Genomic DNA, 25,711 nt, shown 5'->3' on the forward strand with positions numbered 1-25,711 from the left:
TTAGAAATCCCGCACACGAACGGTTTGTTGTGGTGAAGAAGCACTGGCGTAACAGCCCACCATGATTCCAGTAAAGACACCACCGACTTCAGTAGTCAGATATTTTGTTTCTCCACTGCCTAAAGGCTGTGCTTGTCCTTGTTCATCAAGAACAGAAAAACGATAGGTTTCTTTATCGGCGCTCAGCTGCAAGGTGACCATATCGGCTGCATAAGGCAGTTTCTTTTCCACTTTCCATAAGGAACCGATTTGTCGGCGGAAAACCAGCTGCTGACTGGTCGCTGTTTTTTCCAGGTATCCCTCATAGTGATGGGTGGCATTTAAGAAAACCGTCAATCCCACTTGTCCATCCGTTAGTTGCCGACAATCAAAGGTTGCCTGAAATTGTTGCTCAAAGGCGGTTTGTCGTTGGAACACAGCCGCTAGTTTGCCTTGATCAGACAGACCCGTCTGATTAGGATGCAGCAAGAAGCCATGCGGCTCTTCTTCAATCAACGCAGGGTCCCATTCGAATAAAGTCACGTAATCAGGCTTGCTGCTCTCCTTTCGTGTTTCCTTTGATGCTGCCGCTGTGTCTACCTGAATGGTTTCTGGCAAATGACCTTTTTCGCCAAACACCGGCCATGAGTTTGACCAGTCTACTGACAGCAAGCATGTTTCCCGCCCTAACAAATGCCTCAAAGGATAGCTGATGGGGCGTACTGCTAGACAGACTGCCCACCAGTTGCCTTTAGTATCTTGCACGAGATCCGCATGCCCTGAAGCTTGCAGAGGCAGATTCGTACTGCGATTGGTCATCACTGGATTGTTGGGGCATGCTTCGTAGGGTCCCGTCAAGGAACGGCTGCGGGCCATGGTCAGCATATGCCCATAGGACGTTCCGCCTTCGGAGATCAACAGGTAGTAATAGCCGTCTTTTTTATACAAGTGGGGGCCTTCTGGATCAGCCGCTCCGCTGCCCGTCCAAATGTTTTGGCGCGGACCTAGTTCTCCAGAAGCCAAATCGATCGTCCGCAGATAGATTTCCTTATGGGTGCCTAAGTAATAGGTCTGTCCATCGTCATCTGCGAAAATCGTCGGGTCGATCCCAGGGGTGTCCAACCAAATCGGGTCAGACCATTCACCAGCGATGTCATCCGTCCAAATCAGAAAATTGCCTTCTCCTCCTTCGTTTGCGCCAACGTTGGTGCAAACGAGGTAAAAGCGGTCCTTGATAAAACGTAAGGTTGGGGCATACAGACCAAAAGCATTGGGATTTTCAGTCGATAGCTGCAGCTGCTCAGGTCGCGAAAGTCCATGGCCAATCAGCTGCCAGTCTGCCAAGTTTTTACTGTGATAGATTGGTAATCCAGGAAAATATTCAAAGGTACTCGTCACCAGATAAAAGTCTTCACCGACACGGCAAATACTGGGATCTGGATGAAATCCAGGCAAAATTGGATTCGTGATGGTTCGCATGGGCATCTAGAACTCCTTTATCGTGGTTTGGTCAGCGGTCAGCTCATGGCTCGTTTTTCCAGCAGTCGTGTGAATCTGCAAGGATGCTTGCTGGATGCCAGTCAGCTTGACGATCAGTTCTTGATCGACTCTTTCGACAGCCACCTCGCCAAGCCACTCACCGTGGTGATCATAGATAACGGCAGCGGTCTTGTCTTGCGGATCAAAGAGATGGATCGTTGGATGTTGGGCATAGTCATAGACTGCTTTGGTTTGTTCATGGCCTTCGATAATCAGTTGATTTGGTCGGACTAACAGTGGCAAGTGGAAATAATCGTAGGTTTCTTGGTACCAGCGTCCGCCCTCGTAGGCTTTGCCAGATAAGTAGTCGATCCAATGCCCCTTCGTCTTCGGTACGTAAAAGGAGACCGTTCCTTGATCATTAAAAATGGGTGCAACTAAAAGGTGTTCCCCCAGCATGTATTGGCGATCCAAATGATGGGTCATCTCGTCTTCAGGAAACTCTAAGACCATCGCCCGCATCATCGGAATCCCCGTTTGGGCGGTTAGCACCGATTGGGCTTGCAAGTAAGGCATCAAGGACAATTTTAACTTGGTGAAGGCTTTGGCTACCGCCACGGCTTCGTCGTCATAAACCCATGGCACTTTGTATTCCCAGCTGCCATGGTAACGGCTATGGGAAGACAGCAGACCAAATTGTGTCCAGCGCTTGTAAAGGTCTGGGGTTGAACCAGCTTCAAACCCTGAGATATCGTGGCTCCAATACCCAAAGCCGCCTAACCCAAAGGACAGACCTGCCCGCAGTGACTCTGCCATCGATGGATAATCTGAGGTACTGTCGCCACCCCAGTGTACAGGCAAGCGTTGCGAACCAACCGAAGCTGCCCGCGCAAAAACGATGGCTTCTTCTGCTCCCTTGACTTCTTTCAGCAAGTCAAAGACGACTTTATTGTATAGGTAGGCGTAATAATTGTGCATTTTTTCTGGATCAGAGCCGTCATAGTACACCGCATCGGTGGGAATCCGTTCCCCAAAGTCCGTTTTGAAGCAATCCACACCCATGTCTAATAAGGAACGCAGCTTGCTATTGTACCAAGCGACCGCTTCAGGGTTGGTGAAGTCGACGATCGCCAAACCTGCTTGCCATTTGTCCCATTGCCAGACATCTCCATTGGCGCGTTTCAAAAAGTAGCCATTGGCCATCCCTTCGTCAAACAAGGGGGATTTTTGCCCAATGTAAGGATTGATCCAGACACAGATTTTCAATCCTTTGGCTTTCAAGCGCTGCAGCATTTTTTCCGGTTCTGGGAAAGTTCGTTCGTCCCACGTGAAGTTGCACCACTCGTATTCTTTCATCCATAAGCAGTCAAAATGAAAGACCTCAAGGGGAATCTCACGTTCTGCCATACCGTCTACAAAAGATGTTACGGTTTGTTCATCATAATCCGTCAAGAACGAGGTACTTAGCCACAACCCAAAGGACCACGCAGGCGGCAGCGACGGTTTCCCCGTCAAATCAGTGTAGCGCTGGATCACTTGTTTTAACTCATCACCGGCGATCACAAAGTACTGCAGCGATTGTCCTGGATTGCTGAATTGAACACGAGAAACTTTTTCACTCCCTACTTCAAATTGCACCCGGTCTGGTGAATTGACGAAGACGCCATACCCTTTATTACTTACATAAAACGGAATATTTTTGTAAGCTTGCTCCGTACCAGTGCCCCCGTCGGCATTCCAAATATCAACACTTTGGCCGTTCTTCACGAAATTTGTAAAGCGTTCCCCTAAACCATAGATCGTTTCTCCCACATCCAGAGTCAACTGTTCGCTGATATGGGTATTTGCTTGCGGATCAATCACTAAGGCTTTACTGCGAGGTTTGCTTTGGGTAATCAGCTGGTCTTTGTAATAAAACGAAGCTGTCACATTTTCCTCTTTGCTAATCACGACTTGCAAGTCTCCCGTGCGAAAAACATACGATTGCTCATCTTCTGAAATATCAGGAGTGATTTCTTCTGTCATCAATTCAAAATCGGGGGCTTTGGCTTGGACTCCCTTATAATTATAGAGGGTGATCCCAATGATATTGGTTCTAGGGGTAGTGACTTCCATCGTTAACAATCCGCCATCCAGTGTTGCCCCTTTATGCCCGACATAGCTATAAGGCAGATATAAGACCAATTTGTTTTCTTCTTTACGGGCATCGTAGACATGCACCGCAAATTTCACATCAAATCCTTCACGAAATAACCAACCGCCATCTGAAAATTTCATTTTTTTCCTCCTTGTTGGATCAATGTCAACGCCCCTAACAGACCAGAATCATTATAGTAACGACAAGTCTCGATCGGCACTTGGAAATCCGGCCAATGGGGGTTCTCATTGATTGCTTGTTTGATTATAGCTAATAGATCAGGGTTTTGGCTGATGCCGCCGCCGATCAGTATTTTTTCTGGATTCATCGTGACAGCTAGGTTGTAAATCGCAAGTGCGACATAACGTGCCCACTGTTTCAGAATCTCCTGCGTTTCAGGGTCACTCGACCGCTGCTGCATGATGGTTTCGCCTAAAATCTCCTCTGATTCAGGAATCGCTTTTGCCCGTCGATAGGCAGCAATCAGTCCTCTCGTTGAAGCTAGATCATGGAGGGTCGCAAAAGAAGATGCTTGAAAATCAGTGATCATCATCCCGAATTCTCCTGCCCGAAACCCATTCCCGTGAATCAACTGGCGCTGATGAACGAGCGCGCCACCAATACCGGTGCCTAATGTAATCATGACAAAATCTTGTACGTCAGTAGCATTGCCGGTCGAAAGTTCTGCTAAAGCAGCACATTTCGCATCATTTTCGATCCAGATCGGATAGGACTTAGTTAAACGCTGCTGCAGCTCTTGTACGACAGCACAGCCGTGTAAAGGAGCCAACGCCCCCGCCATGATCGCTCGGCCATTGACTGAATCAATGAAACCAGGAAAACTCAGCCCGATCCCTTCGATAACATGCGCTTGCTCGACTTCTTGTATTTTGGCAGCTAAGGCAGCAAAAAATTCATCCCGGGTATTACTCGGGGTTTTGATTTTGCCTCGGTCCAGCCATTGATTCTTCTCGGTAAAAACCCCGAATTTGATATAGGTCCCGCCTACATCAAAGCACAGGCGTACATCTGTCATTTCTCCTCCTCCGTTCGAAAAGCGCTTACAGTTTCATCTAAATTATATAAAAGAAAAAAAAGAAAGCCTACCAAGCAATTTAGTCATCGTTACCCTAAAAAATAGATGTCCGTAGAAAATCACGGACATCTTTGTGGTTATTCATTTTTCCGAAACTCATTTGGTGAAACCTGATGGTATTGTTTGAACTTTTTGTAGAAATAATCAACATTGCTGTAGCCTACCAATTCAGCGACTTCGTAGACCATTAGATTGGAATGACGCAAGATTTCCACCGCCTTTTCCATTCGCACTTCATCCAAGAACGCCAAATAATTTTTACCGGTTTCTTTGCGAAACTTCTTGCCTAGATAGGCACTATTGTAATTGAAACGTTCCCCGATTTTTTTCAAGGTCAAATCTTCTTGATAATGCTTTTTTGTATATTGGATCAATTCTGCAATGATATCGATTTGGTTCAAACTGCTGGCGACTGTTGCTTGCAAGGCTGCTAGTTTTTCGGCGATGACCTCTTGCAGCATCGGAAACGTTTGGGCGAGAAAAATCTGCTGATGCACTTCGTCTGTCGACCATTCGATTGCTAAGGCTACTTTTTCACTGATTTGATGCTGCAACCATTCGATGTCACCATTGATTTGCCATTTGATCTCTTCTTCCAATGCCAATGAATGATAAAAGGTTTGATAATAGCGGAATAACGGCTGTTCCAACGGATCGTTTGCCAAAATCGCTTTTACTAATTCTTCACGCAAATCGCTTCGTTCTTCTGCTTCTTGGGTCGTATCCAAAACATGGTGAGAAATGACTTGATTGGGAAATAAGAAAATCAATTTACTCAATGTCTGGATGTCGATCATCAATGGCTTCAAGTTATCTTGCGCCGCAAACCAGCGGGAGATCAAGATTTCTTGATGAGCCATTTTTTTGCGGCACCACGTATCGATCGCCTCGTCGGGAAAGCGTTCCTCGTTTAACAAAACCAAATACCGATGATGCCGATGGATCAAGGTGATGACTTGCGCCACTTGCTCCTGCAATTTCTCAACCAGCTTTTGGGCATCTGCCTCCTCGGGAAGTCGCAATAGCTTGATGGCTTGTGCCTCTTTGATCCCCGTTTGATCCCCGCCAAACAATTTCTCCATCAACTGACTCTTCTGATTTTTCTGCTGATCGGTCTTGGCTTTTTGATCGATTTTCGTCAAAATACCGATCAGCTCTTCTTCATCAACTGGTTTCAGCAAATAGGTCACAGCGCCCAGTTGCAACGCTTGCTTGGCATAGTCAAAATCTGAGTAGCCGGACAAAATAATGGCAAAAAACAAAAGACCTTCCTCCGATGCTGCTTGCACCATCTCAAGACCATTTTTTCCCGGCATACGGATATCAGCGATCACAACGTCTGGCTTCAATTCACGGATCATCGCCAAGCCAGCTTCGCCGTTTTCCGCCGACCCGACGATTTGATACCCCAGACGTTCCCAATCGATGATCAGAGGCAGTCCATTTCGGATCGATGCTTCATCGTCAACGATCAACACTTTACGCATTTTCCAACCTCCATTTTCAGCTACTCCTTCGTTACATCATGTTTCACTTGTCAAACTTGCCCCGTTGGTGCGAATCACCTCTTGATACCAATAAAAACTATCTTTCGGGATGCGCGCCAACTGACGTTCGCTTTGATTGTCGCGATCGACATAAACAAACCCATAGCGTTTTTTGTATCCATTCAACCAACTCAGTAGATCTGTAAAGGACCAAGCACAATAGCCGATCAGCTCAACCCCATCCGTGATGGCCTTTTGCAGTTCCACCAGATGTTCCTGCAAATAGGTGATGCGGTAGGGGTCATGGATCTGTTTGTCTTCTGTCAATTGATCGATAGCGCCTAACCCATTTTCAGTAATAAAAATCGGCAAGTCATAATTGGCTTGGATGCGTCGCAAGGCTACGCGGAAACCAACGGGATCGATCTCCCAGCCCCAATCCGTTTTTTTCAAGTGAGGATTTTCTGCTGTCGCAAACATGGTTTCTTCGGGTGAGAACTCACCAGCTGCCGCTTGCATCAAATACGGATCGACTTTAGAAAATTCTTTCTTTTCAGCTGACTGCTTTTGCAAATTGTTTTGCTGGGCCGTCCCACCGTGATAGTAATTGATTCCTAAGAAATCAGGTTTTGCCTGTTTTAATAGTGCTTGATCTTCTGGAGTGACTTCAGGAGCCAAGCCAACTTTGGCTAATTGCTTGTAGACAAATTTCGGGTATTCGCCTTTGCAATAGACATCTAAAAACCACGCGTTGTTGAAGGATTCGCCATTTTCTGCAGCCAGCACATCTTCTGGGTCACAGCTAAACGGATACATCGGACCATAGCCAAAACTTGGACCAATCTTGCCCTGAGGAACCAGCTCATGGAACAAATTGATCGCCTTAGCATTGGCAAGGTTGATGATATGATTGGCTGCATACATCCGTTTTAAGTCCTTCAAGCCTGGTGGATGTGCCGCCCAACGGTACCCAAGAGAAGTGAAGACATTTTGTTCATTCATGGTGACCCAATAGGTGACTTTCTTTCCTAGGCGTTCAAAAAGGATCCGACAATACCGTTCAAATGCTTCTGCTGTTTCTCGGCCTTCCCATCCTAAGTATTTGTCTTGCAAAGCCTGGGGAAGGTCCCAATGATACAGCGTCAAAATCGGCTCTACTCCTTGCCGAAGCAATTCGTCCACCAGCTTTTCGTAAAACGCCACACCCGCTTCGTTGACCGCGCCTTCGCCATCAGGTAAGATTCGTGACCATGCCACACTGAAACGATAGGCTTTCAAGCCCATTTGTTTCATCAGAGCAACATCTTCTTTGTACCGATGGTAATGATCGATCGCTACTTTGCCGTTGGTTTCCTCAAAGGTATTGCCGGGAATTTGGGCATAGGTATCCCAAATCGACGGACCTTTGCCGTCTTCTGCCCACGCACCTTCAATTTGATAGGCCGCCGAAGCCGCCCCCCATAAGAAGTTTTCTGGGAAAGGATCTAAGTTTGTGTGAAACATCAAGTTGCCTCCTTCAATTCCTAAACCGAGTTAAATCGGTTACATTTTATCGTATCATAATTTGGTTGATTCGTAACAATTACCAAAAGATATTTTTTAGGTGAAAAAACTGTCGCTCCTCAGAACGACAGTCGTTTCTTATTAAAACAGGTAATCATTCAAACGAGATTTCACATATTCAATGTGGCTGGATTCTAATTCGATTTGATCATGCGCCAATGCGTAATCTGTCAGTGTTTCTAAGTTTTCCTCATCAGCAACGATCTTCGCTCCGATGCCTTCTTGGAAAGAGGCGTACCGTTTTTCCTTCAACTCGTCTAAGAAGCGGTCTTCTTTTAGTTTGGCTGCTGCTTTCAACGCTCGGGCATACGTATCCATACCAGCGATGTGGGCTAACAACAGATCTTCCATTTCAAATGACGAACGACGGACTTTAGAATCGAAGTTGATTCCTCCCGGTGCGATGCCGCCGTTTTCTAAGACTTCGTATAAAGCGAGTGTCGAGTCAAAGACGTTGGTTGGGAATTCATCCGTATCCCATCCTAACAGCATATCTCCTTGGTTGGCATCCAGTGAGCCTAATGCGTTATAGCTGCGGGCAACAGCGATTTCATGTTCAAAGGTATGACCAGCTAATGTTGCATGATTGGCTTCTAGGTTTAATTTGAAATCTCCTTCTAAGCCGTAGTGCTGAATGAAGGCCATCGTTGTCGCTGCATCAAAATCATATTGGTGTTTTGATGGTTCTTTTGGTTTCGGCTCTAATAAGAACTGCGGTTTATGACCGATTTTTTCTCCATAAGCGATCGCCATTTTGAATAGACGGGCGATGTTGTCTTGTTCAAATTTCATGTCTGTATTCAACAAGGTTTCATAGCCTTCACGGCCGCCCCAGAAGACATAGTTTTCACCGCCTAATTTTTTCGAGATATCTAAGCCTTTTTTAACTTGGGCTGCTGCATACGCGTAAACTTCCGCATTATTGGTGGAAGCAGCGCCGTTGTTGAAACGAGGGTGTGAGAACATATTTGCTGTATTCCATAATAGTTTGATTCCCGTTTGTTCCATTTTTTCTTTGATTAAATCGGTGATTTCGTCTAAGTTTTGGAAAAATTCTTCTAACGTTTCTCCCGCAGGTGCCACGTCAACATCATGGAAACAGAAGAACTCTGCTCCTAATTTTTCGCAAATCTCAAAGAAGGCTTCTACTCGATTTTTCGCTGTCTCCATTTCGGTGTCACCGATCCACGTCCGTTTGTTGACGGGTGCGCCGAAAGGATCAGAGCCGTCTTGCGTCATCGTATGCCAATAGGCGATTGCAAAACGTAGATGATCTTTCATTTTCTTGCCTAAAACAACTTCTTCGGCATCGTAATGGCGAAATGCAAACATATTGTCTGTTTTAGGACCTTCGTAGCGGATTTTTTCGATGTCTGGGAAATAAGTCATTGTTGTTGCCTCCATTTTATGTTTTTTAGTGTAATAAACTAACTTACTTGTTTCCAATCATTTAGAACCAAAAACGATTCCTCGCTTTGATCAAGCAGATTGCCTGCGGCCATTACGCTATTCGATTTGCGCCAACGCATGGCAGATAGGCGCGGTCTGCTGGTAGACGGTCCGGTAGATCGCATAGATTTCTTGGTATTTGGCGACATTTTCAGGAATCGGTGCAATGGCTTTGCCATATTTGACAAAGGCGTTAACACAAGCACCTGCATCTGGATAAATGCCACTGCCGATTGCTGCCAGCATTGCTGCGCCCATACCTGGACCTTGTTCAGTAGACAAAGTCAGCATTTCTGCATTAAAAATATCGGCTTGCATTTGCAGCCATTCGGCATTTTTCGCACCGCCCCCCACAGAAACGATCTGGGTGAATTTCCGCTGTGCTCGTTCTTCCATGATCATTTGGGAATCTTTCAAAGAGAAGGTGATCCCTTCTAAGACGGCACGACTGAAATGCTTTTCGCGATGCCGTGTGTCAATGCCAATAAAACTTCCTCTGATTTGGCTGTCGGTATGTGGGGTGCGTTCGCCCACGATATAAGGCGTAAACAGCAGGCCTTCTGCCCCCGGTTTTACCTCACTGATCGCTGAAAGCAATTCCTGAAACGATTGGTTGGGGGCAAACGTATCACGATACCAGCTTAAGGAATTTCCAGCGGCTAACGTGACCCCCATTGAATACAACTTGTCTTTGATCGCATGACGGAAAAGGTGTAGATCGCCTTGATAATCAACCTCTTGCGCTTCTTCAAAGGATAAGAACACACCGCTAGTGCCAATCGACACCATGCCGACACCTTCGGCGATGATCCCTGAACCTAATGCAGCACAGGCATTGTCTGCGCCACCTGCACAGATCGTCACCTCTTGTTCAAAGCCAAAGGCTTCTTGCAGTTCTTTTCGCATTTGCCCTACTGGCGCTGCTGATTCAAAAAGCGGCGGCAGTAAATCCGATGCGATGGCGAATTTTTCTAGAATGGCTTCAGACCAGCACTTCTTTTCGATATCCAGCAGTAACGTACCCGCCGCATCAGAATAATCCATCGAATAGTTACCAGTCAGCCAAAAAGCCAAGTAGTCTTTTGGCAGCATCATGTGACGAACTTGTTGCCAATGTTCAGGCTCATGTTCTTGAACCCATAAAATTTTTGGTAAGGTGAACCCTTCCAAAGCAATATTCTTGGTGATTGCTTTTATTTCCTCTCCAAAGGATGCCATGATCGCTTGGCATTGTTTGGTGGTTCGAACGTCATTCCATAATATTGCCGGACGAATGACTCGGTTATCTTCATCCAATAAAACAAGACTATGCATTTGCCCGGAAAAGCTGATGCCGATCAATTCTTTCTGCAGCGTTGGAAGCTGCTGAATCAAGGTTTTGATTACCTTGTCTGCAGCCTCTTGCCAATGCACCGGCTCTTGCTCACTGAACCCCGGTCTAGGGGATGACAATGGATAGTCAGCACTTGCTGTTCCTTGGAGTTCCCCGGTTTGATCAAAAACTAGGCCTTTTAACGCACTTGTTCCTAGATCCAACCCTAAAAAATAAGCCATCTCTTCTCTCCTTCCTCTGTTTGAAGCAGTTAACCATTGATCCTCAATCGGTTAATTAGCATTCAAAACTAACTAATTGGATAGTAAACGATTCTCGCATTCCTGTCAAGCGCTTTCAACGATTCTTTTATGGTTTTTCGTTCTCAAACTACTGTTCCTACATTCTTCGTTTTTTCTTTATTCTTCAGCTTGCACAATATTAATTTGCACGGTAAACTAACACTAATCACATCTACGAAGAGGAGAACACATGATTATCAATAAAATGGGCATACGCGAACAAAATGAAGCGGCTGTATTGAAGACAATCATTGACAATGAAAATGTGTCAAGAGCGGAAGTGTCAAATTTGACCCATCTCAATAAAGCGTCTGTTTCTCAAATAACCAAAAAACTAATCGACACGGACTTCGTGCGCGAAGTCGGCATTGGGGATTCCACTTCGATCGGTGGTCGCAAACCGATTCAATTGCAATTCAATCACCGCAGCAGCTTAGCTGTTACCTTTGACATCGGCTATAACTATGTTCGTGGAATGCTTTCTTATATCAATGGCGAGATGATCGCCTCCGCCGATCATTCTCATGAATTGATCACCAAAGAAAATGTACTGGCGACGATCGATTCTATGATGAAAGAATTTTGGCCGCAAATGCCGCAAACCACTCATGGATTAGTAGGAATCTGTTTGGCGATCCACGGCATCGTTCACAATCAGACGATCACCTTTGCCCCCTACTACGACTTGGAACACTTTGATTTGATCGCCCCTTTGAGCCAAAAATACAATACGGCGGTCTATATAGAAAACGAAGCCAATTTAACAGCTTTAGGCGAGTACTGTTTTTCTTCTGATTCCACGAATTTACTGAGCGTCAGCGTCCATAGCGGGATCGGTGTCGGAATCATCGTTGATGGGCAGTTGCAAACCGGTACTCACGGTATGGCGGGGGAAGTTGGCCATTCTACGCTCTTTCCTCACGGCAACTTGTGCCCTTGCGGCAATCGAGGCTGCTTAGAGCAATATGCCTCGAACAAAGTCTTGTTTGACACCTACAGTCACTATACAAAAACTGCCTTCGTAAATTCGGATACCTTCGCACAAGCCTACCATGCCGGAGAAAAATCAGCAGTCGAATTGGCGCTACAAAATGTTGAGTTTCTTAGCATTGGGCTAAACAATGTCATCACTTTTTCTGATCCCGAAGAAGTCTATATCAACAGCTCGGTCTATCGCAAAATTCCTGATTTATTACTGGCGCTTCAGCAAAAATTGACCAGCCAGTTCACCAAAAACACGAAGATCAAAAACAGTCGATTAGGCGATCAAGCCCCGCTGTTTGGCGGTAACGTTCTAGTGGCAAAACATTTCTTGAATATCAACGATTTGCGCTTTGCAGCACTTGATCTCTCCCATGCGATCCGTTAAATGAACGCTGGACTGAAAACTCAGTCCAGCGTTTTCTTTTGGTAAAAAGGTCTCGCTATCCTTTGATTCCGCCAGCCGTCACACCGCCCACGATGTATTTCGAGAGAAACAGATAAATCAGTAGTAAAGGAATAATACTTAATGAGATCCCTAGATACATACTGCCAAATTCAGTACGGTAAACATCGGTTTTCAGCAATTGGACCAGCATCGGCAACGTATACTTTTCCGTATCGTTGATCAAGATCAAGGGCATCAAGAAATTATTCCACGAGGTTACGAATGAGAAAATCGCCATGGTGGCTAAGCCCGGTTTCATCAAAGGCAACATGATGCGATGGAAAATTTTGATTTCGCCGGCTCCGTCTAAACGAGCAGAATCTGCCAAATCAGGATGATAGATCGTTTCTAAATATTGCTTTAAGAAAAAAACGGTAGCGGGTGATGCGATCGCTGGTAAAATCAATGGCAGAAAATTATTTAAGAGCCCTAAGCGATTCATAAATTGATAAAAGCCGATCATGCTAATTTGCTGAGGAATCATGATCAGCCCAAGAATGACAGCAAACAGGACTTTCTTGCCACGAAATTCATAGGCGATCACGCCATAAGCCGTCAGCGCCGAAAAATACACATTGAGAACGGTAGCACCAGCAGCAATCAGGAAACTATTTTTAAACCCATTGAAAACATTGAAGCCTCTGCCCATTAAGACGGACCAGTTGTATTGGAGATTACCGCCAGGCCACAAGGAAAGCCCTTGCTGGATCTGTTCTGCTGAACGGGTCGCATTGACTAAGACGACCCAAAACGGCAGAATACTTAAGATGGTCAGCAACACCAAAAAGACATAGATCAACAATCGTTTTGCTCGATAGCTATTTTCCATTTATTTTCGCCCCACTTTGCTGTTTTCTTTGAAAAATTGAAACAATAACGTGCTTAATACGATTGAAAGTACCAATAATAGTACCGACGCGGTTGCGGCAACGTTGAAATTCCGACTCCCGGTAAAGGCCTGGTTGTAGATAAACATCGTGATCGTTAAGACGCTATTGTTGGGATTGCCATTTGTCAGCAAAAAAGGAATATCGAACATTTGCAAGCCACCAATCAAGGACGTCACCAATGTATAAAGCAAGATTGGTTTTAACAAAGGCAGCGTAATCTTGCGGAAAATTTGACCATCATTGGCTCCATCGACCATTGCTGATTCAAAAAGAGCATCATCAATGCTCAAAATGCCCGAAACCAAAACGATCGTGGTCTGACCATACCACATCCAAAATTGGATAAAGGAAACGATCAGCCGAGTACCCGTTTCACTACGGAAAAAGTCATAGGGCTGGTCCAAAACACCGAAATGCTGCAAGACTAGGTTGATCGGACCTAACGGAAAACTGAACAAAACAAAAAATAAGATTGCTACTGAAGCGGCAGTAATGATGTTGGGTAAGTAAAAAGCGACTTTGAAGAAGCCTTTCCCCCGCAAGCGCAGCTTGATATTGGTAAACCATGCCGCCAGCAACAAAGCCAAGCCAATTTGAGGAACAAAGTTTAAGCCCCACAAAATAAAGGTATTGCTGATCGATTTTAAAAATAACGGGTTGCGAAAAATCGCAAGATAGTTATCCAGTCCGACAAGATTGGCAGTCGGATTCCACCCTTTTAGATCTGTAAAGCTCAGGTAAATCGTATAGAGAATTGGATAAAGCTGAAAAACCAAGAATGCTAGAAAAAATGGTGCGATAAATAATAGCCCATAGCGATGATACTGTTCAAATCTTCTCTTATTCTGCATCGTAATCCCCCTGATATTTTTTTCTTCCACTGTCAACTTCTGCCTATAAAGACAAGCCATTTAAGCAGCGCCTAGTACCTAGAAAAGGTTGAAACCGACCCCGTCTTCGGTGCCGGTTTCAACAACACCTAATCTACTTGAACATCTGGATAAGCATTGACGACCGCATCTTTAAAGTTTTGGATCGCCGTTTCCTGATCCACTTCACCTTTTGAATATGGTGTCAAACAACTATCCGTAAAGAGGGTTTCAATCGTCTGGTCATACTCGGTCAGAATTTTCGCGTTGATGTCTTGAACCATATCGGCAAATTCTGCATAGTGGTTTTGACCGCCTAAAAACTCCTCTTGGTATTCGCTTTTAATTTCTTCAACGACTCGCTCATTCGATACAAAATCACCGGTATCTTCGGCCCATTGTTTTAAAAATGCTTGATCTGTGGTCAAGTAAGCCACCAATTGCGCCGCTTCTTCTTGCATCTCAGAATTTGCCGTAGCACCGATCCATGTGCCGCCCCAGAACCAAGACGACGGTCCTTGGATCATGCGCCAGTCCCCTTCTGTTGAGCTGGAGTTATCGGCAGCTGTCGCATTTGGTTTTAACCAATAGTGCAGCCCCCATGTCGGCAAACTATAACCGAATACATTGTCGCTATTCATTCCAGCAAACCAAGCTTCTGATTGTCCTTCTGTATCTTGTGTCAGGCCTTCTTCTACAAATTTTCGTGATATATCCAACAAATCATACAAACTGTCGTCGATCACTAATTTACCGTCTTCAACCCAGCCATGTTCGCGTTGACCATAAAAAGGCTTCGCCAAATCTTGGACACTAGAGATCATATAGGTGGTTCCACCACTTTTTTCTTTGACTGCTTTGGCTTCCTCATAGAACTTGTCGTAGTCTGACAAGGCCGCTTGCGCAGCCGCTGGATCACCGATCCCTAGCAGCTCTTCTGCCATCGACGCCCGGTAATAAAACCCGCCAGGAGCAGCTTGCCAAGCCAAGGCATGAAGAACCCCGTCTTTTGAAGTTCCTACGTCTTTGACATATTGATACGTATCTGCCGCGGCTTCATCAAGTCCCAGTGAACCAAGGTCTGCCATCATCCCTGATTCCACATATTTTTTGACAAAGGCAGATTCTAAAGCAATCACATCTGGTGCATCTTTGGAACCGAGAATCGGATCGAGCTTGGTCTCGAATTGGTCAGAAGGAATCTCCACGATCCGAATGTCATAGGCCAAATCGTCATGCGCCGGCAAATAGTAATCATTGATCATCGTTGATAATTCTGAAGTAAAGGTCCAAACCACGAGTTCATTCTTGCCACTGCTTCCCGTTGCGCTGTTATCCGAGCCGCTGTTTCCTGAACCATTCCCGCAGCCACTAAGCATAAAAGCCGCTAAGCCCGCCACTGACGCTGTTTGTAAGACCCGTTTCCAATTTTTCATCTTTCTTCCTCCTCGATTTTTTGATAGTCAAATGAATCAAAATCAGCCGCCAAACGATTGCCAGTCGTATCGATCGCAAACATCCCCACAAAAGCCCCCGTAAAGAACCCACCGTAATGTTCTGCCACATAGTCGTCAGACAATTGCAAGCTGTCAAATAGCTGATCGATGACCTGCCACTCATTTTGATCAAAGGAGTACGCGTATTGATAGTGGGCATAATTGACGATCGTTTTGAAGTAGACTGTTTGTACATCGGCTGGTATCATAACTTCTGGTGCTTTTTGACTCTTCAGTTGGCCCTTTTCGCTTGCCAATACAGTGATGATTTTTCCTTTCGTCTCATCATGAGTGATGTAGATCGCCGACCAATTTTGTGTATTGTAGTAATTCGTCATGCCTGCCAACTGTAGAAACGAGGTCGGTGAAAATTCGACGGCAGTCGTTGCTTCGAAACGAAAATCGCTCCATCTCCTTGCCACCAGTGCTTGATGGAACAAGGAATTGAATGATTCTCGCCCATACAAGCGCAAGTATCCAGGTCGTGCGGTCAAACTACCGATCTCCTCAGAAAAAGGAATCCGCAAGGTTTGAAACACTGGTGCCAAAGACTTCTCTTCAAAATCATCAAAGCCTGATTCTGTTTCCCACGGATGTTCGGGCAGCTGTGGCTGTGGGACTTCCTCTTTTGGAAAGTTTCCGCCTGTGATATACGGCCAATCATTTTCCCAATAAACAGACTGGATCGCTGTTTCCCGTCCGAGCGGGCAATAGCCGCGATTTTCTAAGAGGGGCGTTTCTGGATACTTCAGCGCTCGCCCTGTTAAGTGAACAAAATACCATTCATCGGTCTGCGTTTTCACAAATGAACCATGGCCAGCTTTTTGTAGCAGGATCTCTGGCTGTCCCCAGGAACTGATCAGAGGGTTTTGAGGATGAACTTCATAGGGACCTTCAATGTGCGTTCCACGAGCGATGGTACTTGCATGTTCAAACTTGGTGCCACCTTCTGCCGTCAATAAATAATAATAGCCGTTTACTTTATACATAACCGGTGCTTCCGTCAATTTGCGCTCTGTTCCTTTGAAGATAATTTTGGGCTGCCCCACCAATTTCTTGGCTTGCCAATCAAACTCTTGAAGAGCGATCCCATAAAAGGAATGGTTTGTCGGGCGATAATCCCATACCATGTTCAGAAAATATTTTTTGCCGTCGTCGTCATGAAATAACGAGGGATCGAAACCAGAAGAGTTCATATAGATTGGTTCTGACCACTCCCCATCAATGGTTTCACAGGTGATCAAATAATTGTTCACATCTTTCCAGCTATTGGATTGGGTTTTGACATCTGAATAAATCAACCAAAAACGACCATCACTGTAACTTAAGTTTGGCGCCCAAACGCCCCCAGAATCAGGGTTTCCCAGCATATTCAACTGACTGACACGATTGACTGGTGTACTGATCAAGCGCCAGTTCTTCAAATCCTTCGAATGGAAGATGCGCACACCTGGAAACCATTCAAAGGTCGATGTAGCAATGTAATAATCTTCTCCTGCACGACAAATACTCGGGTCTGGATGAAAGCCTGTTAGTATCGGATTGGTAATCAAAAAAATTTCCTCCTCTTTCCCTTTTTGGCATTTTGTGATTCAACTGAGAGACAGTAGGAATGAGCTTCTTTCAGTTAGTAAGTTTTCTTTACTAATATACCTAACTAAAAAAAGAAACTTGCTGCTGTAGTCCATTTTAAAAATATTCACTAATCATTGTTCTATTTACTTTCTTCAGCTGAACTGTCATAATTATAAAATGAAATCGCTATCATTCACAGGACGATTTCCACACATCGATAGACAAAAAATGGAGGAAAGATTGCGTGACCATTTTAGAAGAATATCATTTTGGCGAATACCTAGGCGTTTCCAGTTACCATCCCTACTCGCTTAATTACATGGAACATTTTCATCGTTCCTTTGAATTGCTTTTTTGTAGTGACGGCGAAGCGGTTGTCAAAATTGAAGAAAGTCCCTATGTCCTTACAACTGGCCAAGTGTTATTAGTCATGCCTTACCAGACCCATGCCATCGAAACCCCTAAGGAATCACAACTGCATATTCTGGTTTTTTCGCCGGAGTTTATTCCAGATTTTTATGCCAAAACCAAAGATTTCGCTTTGTCAGATCCCGTTATCACCATTGATCCGTCTGTCGCAAATCAGCTGTATTATCCTTTATTTGAAACGGATTCCCTCTATTTACGAAAATCGGCACTGTATCAAGTCCTTTACCTTTTTGAGCACCAAACGACTTTACTACCAGCCAAAAACCAAGAGGATATCCTGATCCAGCTGCTTGCCTATATCGAGTCACACTTCAAAGAAGAGCTGACGCTCGAAAAACTAAGCAGCAGTATCGGTTATAGTAGCGTCTACGTTTCCAGAATGATCACTGAGAAATTGAAAAGCACCTTTCCTCGGCTTTTGAATCAAGCAAGAATTCGCCATGCCTCTTTTTTGCTGACCCATAGTCTCTTGCCGATTACGGAAGTAGCAGAACAAGCTGGCTTTCAAAACGTGCGAACCTTCAATCGAAATTTCAAAGCATTGACCTCACTGACTCCGAAAGAATACCGCTTAAAACACAATGCTCATTTTTCGTTGCTGAAGGAATAGCGCAAAAAAGCAGCTTCACTTACCTATAAAGTGAGCTGCTACAATCTTACTCGTTATTCTAGTCAACCTTTTGCCACGTTCCCAGAAAGTAGTGAAAAACGTTCTAACGCTCCCCTTCTTCATAGAGAAATGAGCAGGAAAAAACCAATTGCCAAAATCAACCTTTGTTGTTTTACCGATTCCGCAACACTATACCTGATTTATAGCACCGTATGTTCTTGCTTAATGCCGTTTGCTTTATCGAAGCTTCTTGGGATAACGATCAATGCCAAGAAAAATGATTCACGACTAGCCAGTCTCTGACTTCCGTCAGATCAGAAAAAGTTTTCACCTGTGCAGCTACTTCTTGCTCAAGTTTTGGCTGTTTAAGCAAAGGGTACTTCCCATTTTTTTTGACTGGCAAAGCACTCAAATCATCCGCAATCAGAAAAGCTGGGATCTCGGCTTGTTTTGCGGCTTTTATGCCGGCGAGAGAATCTTCTAATACCAAGGCAGCTTCAGGCTTTACGCCTAATTGTTGGCAAGCTGTTAGAAAGATTTCTGGATCAGGTTTGCCGTTTCGCACTTGATCCCCAGAAACCACCGTGTCAAACCAATCTGGCATCTGTTCCATTTCAAAATACGCCTTGATTTTTTCTTTCGACGAAGAGGACGCCACGGCTATCAAGCAATCTTGTTTTTTTAATGCTTCCAACAGTTCAAGAAGGCCGGGCTTTTTGAACACCCGTTTTTCTTCAGCTAAAATCACTTCTTTCTGACGATTCATCGCTTCTCGCCACCGATCCGTTGGTACCGTACTGCCATAAAGTTCCTGCATCCCTCTACGAATATCGGCTTCCGTTTTGCCAGTCAGGTAATAATAAACATCTTGGCAAACTTCAAAATCATACTCCTCCGCGGCGCTTAAATAGGCGCGGTAAGCTAGACGACCTGTTTCAAACATCAAACCGTCCATATCAAAAATCACCAGTTTTATCTTCTCCATCCTATGGCCTCCTTTGCTTTTCTGCGAATAAAAAAGCAATGGTACCAAAATCCTTTGGCACCCATTGCTTCATCTTGTTTATTTACAGCTGACTGCTCAACTTAGCAATGATTTTACATGCGCCAAATGGCTGTCAGCCTTTTCCCGACCTTCTTTTACTAATGATTCTGAAAGAATGAAGGAGCCGCCAACTGCTAGCACCTGCGGATCAGATAAATAGTCTTGAACATTTTCGAGAGTGATTCCGCCAGTTGGGACAAATCGAATATCATAAAACGGACCGCTGAGGGCTTTGATCGCCAGCAAGCCCCCGTAGATATCCGCGGGGAAAAATTTCACAACTGATAAGCCATAATCCGTTGCCCGTTGAATGTCATTTGGGGTAGCTGTCCCTGGAAACACTGGAATGTTTTCGGCAAGACAAAATTCCACCACATCAGGTACAAGAGCAGGGGAAACAATAAAGCGCGCCCCTTTCTCAACTGCTGCTTTCGCTTGTTCTAAGGTGCGTACCGTGCCTGCGCCTACGATCAATTTGCCTGATTGAGAGAGTTTTTCAATCGCTGCTAAAGCAAGGTCACTGCGGAAGGTCACTTCAATAAAGGGTAGTTCATGTTCGATCAACAGTGATTCTACTACGGGCAAATAGGTAAGGTCTGTTGCCGTGTAAAGAGGCAATACCCTTGTTTTTGCCAATTGTTCATAGAGTGTCATACACTCTTTCCTCCCTTCGATTGCATTTGCTCTTTCAAGACGGCTTCATGAAGCCCTTGAAGATAACTGATTCCAATCGCGCGATCATACAGGCCATAGCCTGGCATCGCCACTTCCCCCCAGATCGTCCGCCCGTGATCTGGACGGATGACGCCATCAAAACCGACCTCAACCAAGGCTTTCATGATGGCATACATATCTAACGATCCTTCAGTAGAAAGATGGGCAGATTCTTTAAATTTGCGTTCCCCCATAAACAACACATTGCGGAAATGAACAAAGTTGATGCGGCCTTTTAAGGCATGAACGATCTCCACCATGTCGTTTTCTGGATCGGCACCTAACGAACCGGTGCACAACGTCACCCCATTATAAGGCGAATCCACGATGTCCATGATTTTTTTCAAGTCCTCTAAATTTTTGGTGATCCGTGGCAAGCCAAAAATTTCCCAAGGTGGATCGTCCGGATGGATCGCCATTTTCACATCTACTTCTTCACATACAGGAATGATTCGCTTTAAGAAATAGCTTAAGTTATCAAAGAGGATCTCTTGAGTGACCCCTTCATAAGTTGCCATCAAACGATGGAACTTTTTCAGTCGTTCTTCTTCCCAGCCTGGCAATTTAAAGCCTTTTGATTGGCTATGGATCAACGTATACATCTCACTAGGTTCCATATCATCTACAACGGCTTGATCATAGAGCAAGGAGAAACTGCCATCCTCGTTTTGATAAAATAGGTTTGTTTTTGCCCAGCCGAAGATCGGTTTGAAGCTATAGCAGATCATATGTACATCACAAGCTGCTAAATTCCGAATCGTTTGAATATAATGATCGATGTAGTGATCCCGTTCCTCTGTTCCGGCTTTGATCGCATCGTGGATCGCCACACTCTCAATCCCTAATAGCGAAAGATGCTCTTTTTCAATTGATGCTTTTAGTGCGTTGATTTCGGAAATCTCCCAGACATCTCCGGGCATTTTATTCAGAAGTGTTCCTACAATGCCGTGCATTCCTGGAATTTGTCGAATATTCGTTAACGGGATCGTATCCCCTTCCCCGTACCATCGAAACCCCCATTGCATTTGCTGTCATCCTTTCGTTTTTAAAAATCATCGTCCTCATCAGTTTCTTTGCTACTATCACCTGCCGAAGAATTGTGCCAAAGCGCTACACTGTTTTCTCCTTGCTGGATCACTGCTGCCACCGCCTGTTCAATCGGTGTCGCCAAAAATTGGTGATTGATCGCTTCTAATACCATCGGCAAATTCACCCCGCCGATCACATACGTCTTTTCCTGAAGTGGTTCATCTAATTGATTGATCGTTACAACCGACTGATTGTAGGGACTCGCACTCAATAGATCAGCAAACACCACTACACCGTCCCCTTGATCTGTTTCATGGATTGCTTCATGGATTTTGTTTCCCAGAAGCTGAATATCCTCTCCGTGGTTCAAATTAACGACCGCAATATTTTCGACACTGCCCATGATCACCTCTGCGGCATCTTTAAAGCCAGTACTCAGCTGTCCGTGAGTTGCCAATACGATTCCTAACAAATGTTGTTCCTCCTTTTTCGCTTCCTAACCAAATAATGCAAGGACTTTTTGCATATTCCTCAGATTCAGCTCTTTTTGCTTTAATTGTTTTCTAGGCAACACATACGTCTGATCCTGTTGCTTTTCTGCACAAAACAGATAGTTGATGCTGCCCATTGCTTCACTGCTGTGTTCGATCGCCAGCTGCTGCAGTTGCCCTTCATTGAATTGCTTGCCGATAGCTCGAATCGGCGCATCGGCACCAATAGAATCTAAATAATAAATCTTCGCATTCGGCCTTGCTGAATCACGTAACACTTCCAACCCGCGTTCTCCAAAACTTCCTTCATCAAGAAATGCGAAGGCAGTCGCTGTTTGACTGTTTTGACTGATCAATGACAGCAGCGCTAAGATAGAGGATGTATTGCGGGTCAAATTTTGCTCAAATCCTGCCCCGTGGCTTACGCGATTTAATAGCAGAAAATAAATACCGACTCCTAAAGCAAAAAGCGCTGTTTGCCATGAGAGCAAGGGAAATCTCCCTGAGGCAAAGTGGATATAAAGCCAGGTACCCAACAACCCTAAAAGAATCATCACTGCTGAAGCAGTCAGAATAAATTGATTTGTTTTGCGCCCTTGCTCCTGCCGATCAAAAAAATGGTAATCACCGAAATGCTGTGGCGGTGTATCATAATATGTGCAGATGATCCGTTTTGCTTTGGTCAGATCGCCAACATACAAATTGCGTGAGGCGTTTTTTTTCGTGTGATCATACTCAATCACCTGAAGATCTTTGCGAAACGGAATGATATCTGCGATGAGTGCCTTCAAAAATCTTTGTTTGCTTTTATCCGTGGATCGCGACCGGTAGACATACCGATAACGAAACAGCCAATCACGAAATGTTTCTGATTGATTCATGGCGAATTCTCCTATTCACAAATTACCGACAAGGAAGGAGGAACTCTTTTTTTATAAGATCCTCCGCCTTCCTCTTCAACAGATGACGAACTCGCTCAATGATTACAAATTGAACTGCTTCAACACATCTTTAAGGGTTGATTTCGGTGCAGAAGGTGTTGCTTGAAAATAGATTGATTCCACACCGTACGCTTCGTTCATTTCTTTGAGTTTTTGCGCATCCGCTTGATTTAAATAAACAGATTTTGTAACGAGAAGGTCCTTTTCAGGATCTTTTTGGGCGATACCGCCTATGTTTAATTCTTTCATCGGCACGCCGTGTTTGACTAAGTCGTACATCACACTGACAGTTTTGGCGATCAAAATACAGTTGTAATCTTTGAAGTTGTATTCATCCCAGTAAAATTTGGCTTTTTCTGGTGTCACGACGATCGTTTTTTGTCCTGTGCGGCTACCGGCATTTTCGTATAATTCCCGCATGAACTTATCCTTAGCTACTACCTCATCCACTACAAAGATCGAGTTGACTCCGCTTTTTTGCGATAAGGTCATCATGACCTGCCCATGGATCAATCGTTCGTCGACTCGTGCTAAATTTACTACACCCATTTTTGACACTCCTTTTTATAAAATCCCTACACCAGCTAAAATGATCAAGATCAAAGTCAGCCATAACAGTGCTTGGGTCACTTTCAATCCCTTTTTGGTATAGAACCAATAGACACCCATTACGACAGCCAGTGGCAAGATCCCTGGTATGATCTGGTCAAGAATATCTTGAATAATAAATTCTCTTCCAGAAATATCAAATTTTAGAGAAGAACTCACATTCACATAATTTCCTGCTAATACACCCATCATGAATAAACCTAAAACCGATAGCGTCTCAATGGCTGTTTGAACACCTGTACTTTGCATCAGTCCAGTGGCATTGCGGCCCATCGAGAAGGCTTGACGAGCAAAGAACAGGCCGATGGAAACTTGATACAAGGCAAAACAAATGAATGGGAAGAGGGATCCTAATGGGTTCCCTTGTTGTGCCCATGGCACCGCAATTGCTATGAAAATGTATTGCACAGTTCCTGAATCGATGGCATCGCCAATCCCTGCTAAAGCCCCCATCAAACCGGCTTTGGTGTTGTACATCAAATCATCTTGCATCAAAATTTCTTTTTTCTCATACTCTTCTTCGGCTCGCTGCTGCTCCATTGAAGACATCAACCCGGTGATGACCCCGCCACCCCAACTCAGTTGTGTATTGAAGAAAAGCAGTTGTCGTTTGTAAGCAGCTTTTAACGCATCATCTTCTTTATAGAGTTTGCGTAAAATCGGCATCATTGCATATAAAAGCGAAGGTGCCACATAGCGTTCGAATGAGTGAGGGATTTCATTTGCGAAATGCCATCTTAAATAGGCTTTAGTCACATCTTTTGTGGTAATTTCTTCGGGCGCACCTTGTGCATTTTGAACCATTTCTGACATTATTGCTCCTCCTTATCGGTTAAAACCCATCATCGTAATCATCGTCTTCCTCAAATGTTGACGATGCTTTTTCTGCAGCAGGCGCTACTTTTCCTTTTTGAGACTGGACAAAAATCAATGCAATCAAGATACCAAAAATCGAATAAGTTACCATGGTGATTTCCAGTGAGCTTAAAACCACACTCATGAAATAAGCTAGGAAGAAAAAGACCATATAATCTTTACGGCCAATGACATAGACCGTTGTCGCAATCCCGATTGCCGCTAAGCCCCCACCAACTACTTCTAAAATATGAATAACTACAGTTCCTTCTAAGGCATTGATCACATCCGCGATCAGTGGAGCACCAAAATAAAGCGAGATAAAAATCAGTGGTACATATAGAATAAATGAAGCCAATGTCGGGTATAAAATAATGGAACGGCTCATTGCTTTTTGATTTAAGTCTTCAACTGCTTTGTCGGTATACTTTCCTAAGAAAGTATTAATAAAGAACCGAAACTGATACAGGTAACTTCCTAACAAACCAACCGGCACTGCTACGGCAATCGCGGCTTCTGCAGGAAGATCACCAAGTAAAGCAACTGGCACAGCAATCGCTGCGGCAACTGATGGTTCTGCTGGCATTGATCCGCCGGGAGCAAAAACTCCCATATAAATCATTTGCAACGCTGCAGTAACGATCATCGCTTGCTTGACGTCCCCCATCACTATGCCGACGATCAGTCCAGTCATTAATGGCGAAAATCGTAAAGTCAGCGTTGCGCCTCCACCGAGCCAACGAGACATGACTGCTGCCACCCATAAAGCAATCAGTAAACTTTGGGTAATGCTCAATGTATCCATTTTTTGCTCCTCCTATACATCTTTCAAATAAGTTTCTAACGCATAAATAGCTTCTTTCAAACGTTCTTTGTTGACTTCGACCGGAATCAGATGAACTTTTTCTTTCGAATCAATAAAAGCTACCAACTGATCGATCACTTGCTCGTCTTTAGGATAGATTTCCATTTGGTGGAGGCTCATTGGTAGATGTAACTCTTGATAGAATGGCAGCAGCTGATCAATCGCTGCCCATTTTTCTTCAAGGGCTAATTGATAGAACATCCCATAAGCAACCTTTTCCCCGTGAAGAAAACGATGACTCTCAGGAAGATATTTACTGATAGCATCATGCATCGCATGAGCCGCAGCATTCCGGGCGTATTTGTCCCCTAAGCCCCCGACCATACCAGCGACAGCTATAATGATCTCAGACAAATGACAAAAGGCATCAGTGACTTCTTGCTGTTCCATATCTGTAATGGCTTGCTTCGATTGAGATAAAATCGCTGTTTCACATAATTTGGCCGTATAGCCAGCCATCTGCAAGAATGGTTCGTCTTGGAGATGTGGCTGAGCAAGGATCGCTTCGGATTCGATCCATTTCGCCAATGTATCAGCCAACCCAGCGATAAAGTAGTCCACCGGTGCATCAATGACTAAAGTTGGGTCAGTGATCAAAAAAGCCGCCTGTCTCAAATAGTGCTCCGTTTTCCCTTCTGCTTCTCCTGACTCTTTGTACATTACCGATAATGGTGTCCAAGGGGCACAGTTGCTCGCTAATGTAGGGATCAATCCGAATGGCAAATTGGTTTTATGGGCAGCATAACCGACTAAATCCGCTAATTTTCCGCCACCAACGCCGAGAATAAAATCAATTTCTTTTTCTTGCGCAATGTTTTCAATCAACTCAGTCCCATAATAGCTGCATTCTCCTGTATAACGGTGGTAAAAAATTTCTATGGGCAGTGACTTCAAAAACGTCATTTTTGGTTGTGCTTTTTCCCACGAAACACTTCCATGAACAATCAACAATCGCTTCACTTGGTACTCAGCTAGCACCGTTGGCACAAAATCAATTGCTCCTTCATGATAGCGATACACTTGTGGACCTACCTTGACCTTTAAATCTGTTAACATCTCT

22 protein-coding genes are annotated in these 25,711 nt (G+C 44.5%); 2 read left to right on the forward strand and 20 right to left on the reverse strand.

Going from position 1 to position 25,711, the window contains the following annotated elements; all coding sequences use genetic code 11:
• The 7 genes from ENLAB_RS05390 to xylB form a co-directional block, all read right to left on the reverse strand.
• Positions 1-1,464: a glycoside hydrolase family 43 protein gene (locus ENLAB_RS05390; protein WP_244352977.1), complete on the reverse strand. Its 1,464-nt coding sequence runs from the start codon at positions 1,462-1,464 to the stop codon at positions 1-3.
• Complete coding sequence (yicI, locus tag ENLAB_RS05395) at positions 1,465-3,735, reverse strand: alpha-xylosidase (protein WP_244352978.1); 2,271 nt, start codon at positions 3,733-3,735, stop codon at positions 1,465-1,467.
• A complete protein-coding gene (locus tag ENLAB_RS05400; RefSeq protein WP_081117913.1) occupies positions 3,732-4,631 on the reverse strand; it encodes an ROK family protein in 900 nt (299 codons plus the stop codon). Before ENLAB_RS05400 ends, yicI begins: the two co-directional genes overlap by 4 nt.
• A 137-nt stretch (positions 4,632-4,768) precedes the next feature.
• Positions 4,769-6,178: a response regulator gene (locus ENLAB_RS05405; RefSeq protein ID WP_077452030.1), complete on the reverse strand. Its 1,410-nt coding sequence runs from the start codon at positions 6,176-6,178 to the stop codon at positions 4,769-4,771.
• A 36-nt stretch (positions 6,179-6,214) separates the two neighbouring features.
• A complete protein-coding gene (locus ENLAB_RS05410; RefSeq protein ID WP_244352979.1) occupies positions 6,215-7,681 on the reverse strand; it encodes a glycoside hydrolase family 1 protein in 1,467 nt (488 codons plus the stop codon).
• Between the two features lie 141 nt (positions 7,682-7,822).
• Positions 7,823-9,130, reverse strand: a complete 1,308-nt coding sequence (xylA, locus tag ENLAB_RS05415) for a xylose isomerase (RefSeq protein ID WP_244352980.1) — start codon at positions 9,128-9,130, stop codon at positions 7,823-7,825.
• Between the two features lie 117 nt (positions 9,131-9,247).
• Positions 9,248-10,744: a xylulokinase gene (gene xylB, locus ENLAB_RS05420; RefSeq protein ID WP_244352981.1), complete on the reverse strand. Its 1,497-nt coding sequence runs from the start codon at positions 10,742-10,744 to the stop codon at positions 9,248-9,250.
• A 250-nt stretch (positions 10,745-10,994) separates the two neighbouring features.
• Between xylB and ENLAB_RS05425 the strand changes: the two genes are divergently transcribed.
• Entirely contained in the window at positions 10,995-12,173 is a 1,179-nt protein-coding gene (locus ENLAB_RS05425) for an ROK family transcriptional regulator (protein ID WP_200125488.1), read from the forward strand.
• Positions 12,174-12,228: 55 nt separating this feature from the next.
• Here the strand turns inward: ENLAB_RS05425 and ENLAB_RS05430 are convergent, their stop codons facing one another.
• The 4 genes from ENLAB_RS05430 to ENLAB_RS05445 all read right to left on the reverse strand — a co-directional run bounded on the left by ENLAB_RS05430 (position 12,229) and on the right by ENLAB_RS05445 (position 17,041).
• On the reverse strand, positions 12,229-13,062 hold the full coding sequence (locus tag ENLAB_RS05430) for a carbohydrate ABC transporter permease (protein ID WP_005228444.1): 834 nt from the start codon (positions 13,060-13,062) through the stop codon (positions 12,229-12,231).
• Positions 13,063-13,974 carry a carbohydrate ABC transporter permease gene (locus tag ENLAB_RS05435; protein WP_244352982.1) on the reverse strand — a complete coding sequence of 304 codons (912 nt, stop codon included), beginning with the start codon at positions 13,972-13,974 and terminating at the stop codon, positions 13,063-13,065.
• Positions 13,975-14,102: 128 nt separating this feature from the next.
• The gene (locus tag ENLAB_RS05440; RefSeq protein ID WP_244352984.1) at positions 14,103-15,428 is read right to left on the reverse strand and encodes an ABC transporter substrate-binding protein; all 1,326 of its coding nucleotides are present in this window, start codon (positions 15,426-15,428) and stop codon (positions 14,103-14,105) included.
• Complete coding sequence (locus tag ENLAB_RS05445; RefSeq protein WP_220426425.1) at positions 15,425-17,041, reverse strand: glycoside hydrolase family 43 protein; 1,617 nt, start codon at positions 17,039-17,041, stop codon at positions 15,425-15,427. Before ENLAB_RS05445 ends, ENLAB_RS05440 begins: the two co-directional genes overlap by 4 nt.
• A gap of 266 nt (positions 17,042-17,307) precedes the next feature.
• Between ENLAB_RS05445 and ENLAB_RS05450 the strand changes: the two genes are divergently transcribed.
• Complete coding sequence (locus ENLAB_RS05450; protein WP_185938616.1) at positions 17,308-18,102, forward strand: AraC family transcriptional regulator; 795 nt, start codon at positions 17,308-17,310, stop codon at positions 18,100-18,102.
• Between the two features lie 262 nt (positions 18,103-18,364).
• On the opposite strand, the gene ENLAB_RS05455 is transcribed toward ENLAB_RS05450, so the two are convergent.
• The 9 genes from ENLAB_RS05455 to ENLAB_RS05495 all read right to left on the reverse strand — a co-directional run bounded on the left by ENLAB_RS05455 (position 18,365) and on the right by ENLAB_RS05495 (position 25,707).
• Positions 18,365-19,087: an HAD family hydrolase gene (locus tag ENLAB_RS05455; protein ID WP_244352986.1), complete on the reverse strand. Its 723-nt coding sequence runs from the start codon at positions 19,085-19,087 to the stop codon at positions 18,365-18,367.
• 96 nt (positions 19,088-19,183) lie between these two features.
• The gene (locus ENLAB_RS05460) at positions 19,184-19,801 is read right to left on the reverse strand and encodes a bifunctional 4-hydroxy-2-oxoglutarate aldolase/2-dehydro-3-deoxy-phosphogluconate aldolase (protein WP_244352988.1); all 618 of its coding nucleotides are present in this window, start codon (positions 19,799-19,801) and stop codon (positions 19,184-19,186) included.
• Complete coding sequence (uxuA, locus tag ENLAB_RS05465; protein WP_244352990.1) at positions 19,798-20,886, reverse strand: mannonate dehydratase; 1,089 nt, start codon at positions 20,884-20,886, stop codon at positions 19,798-19,800. The genes ENLAB_RS05460 and uxuA overlap by 4 nt, the downstream gene beginning before the upstream one ends.
• Before the next feature lie 20 nt (positions 20,887-20,906).
• Positions 20,907-21,362, reverse strand: coding sequence for a PTS sugar transporter subunit IIA (locus tag ENLAB_RS05470; protein WP_244352992.1), 456 nt, complete (start codon positions 21,360-21,362; stop codon positions 20,907-20,909).
• Between the two features lie 24 nt (positions 21,363-21,386).
• On the reverse strand, positions 21,387-22,262 hold the full coding sequence (locus ENLAB_RS05475) for a hypothetical protein (protein WP_244352994.1): 876 nt from the start codon (positions 22,260-22,262) through the stop codon (positions 21,387-21,389).
• A gap of 102 nt (positions 22,263-22,364) precedes the next feature.
• On the reverse strand, positions 22,365-22,871 hold the full coding sequence (locus tag ENLAB_RS05480) for a PTS sugar transporter subunit IIB (RefSeq protein ID WP_244352996.1): 507 nt from the start codon (positions 22,869-22,871) through the stop codon (positions 22,365-22,367).
• 15 nt (positions 22,872-22,886) lie between these two features.
• Complete coding sequence (locus ENLAB_RS05485) at positions 22,887-23,744, reverse strand: PTS system mannose/fructose/sorbose family transporter subunit IID (RefSeq protein WP_244352998.1); 858 nt, start codon at positions 23,742-23,744, stop codon at positions 22,887-22,889.
• A gap of 19 nt (positions 23,745-23,763) precedes the next feature.
• Complete coding sequence (locus ENLAB_RS05490) at positions 23,764-24,591, reverse strand: PTS mannose/fructose/sorbose/N-acetylgalactosamine transporter subunit IIC (protein ID WP_244353000.1); 828 nt, start codon at positions 24,589-24,591, stop codon at positions 23,764-23,766.
• Positions 24,592-24,603: 12 nt separating this feature from the next.
• Positions 24,604-25,707, reverse strand: a complete 1,104-nt coding sequence (locus tag ENLAB_RS05495) for an iron-containing alcohol dehydrogenase family protein (RefSeq protein WP_244353002.1) — start codon at positions 25,705-25,707, stop codon at positions 24,604-24,606.
• Between the last annotated feature and the right edge of the window lie 4 nt (positions 25,708-25,711).

The organism is Enterococcus innesii (genome assembly GCF_022846515.1).
Taxonomy (GTDB): Bacteria; Bacillota; Bacilli; order Lactobacillales; family Enterococcaceae; genus Enterococcus_D; species Enterococcus_D innesii.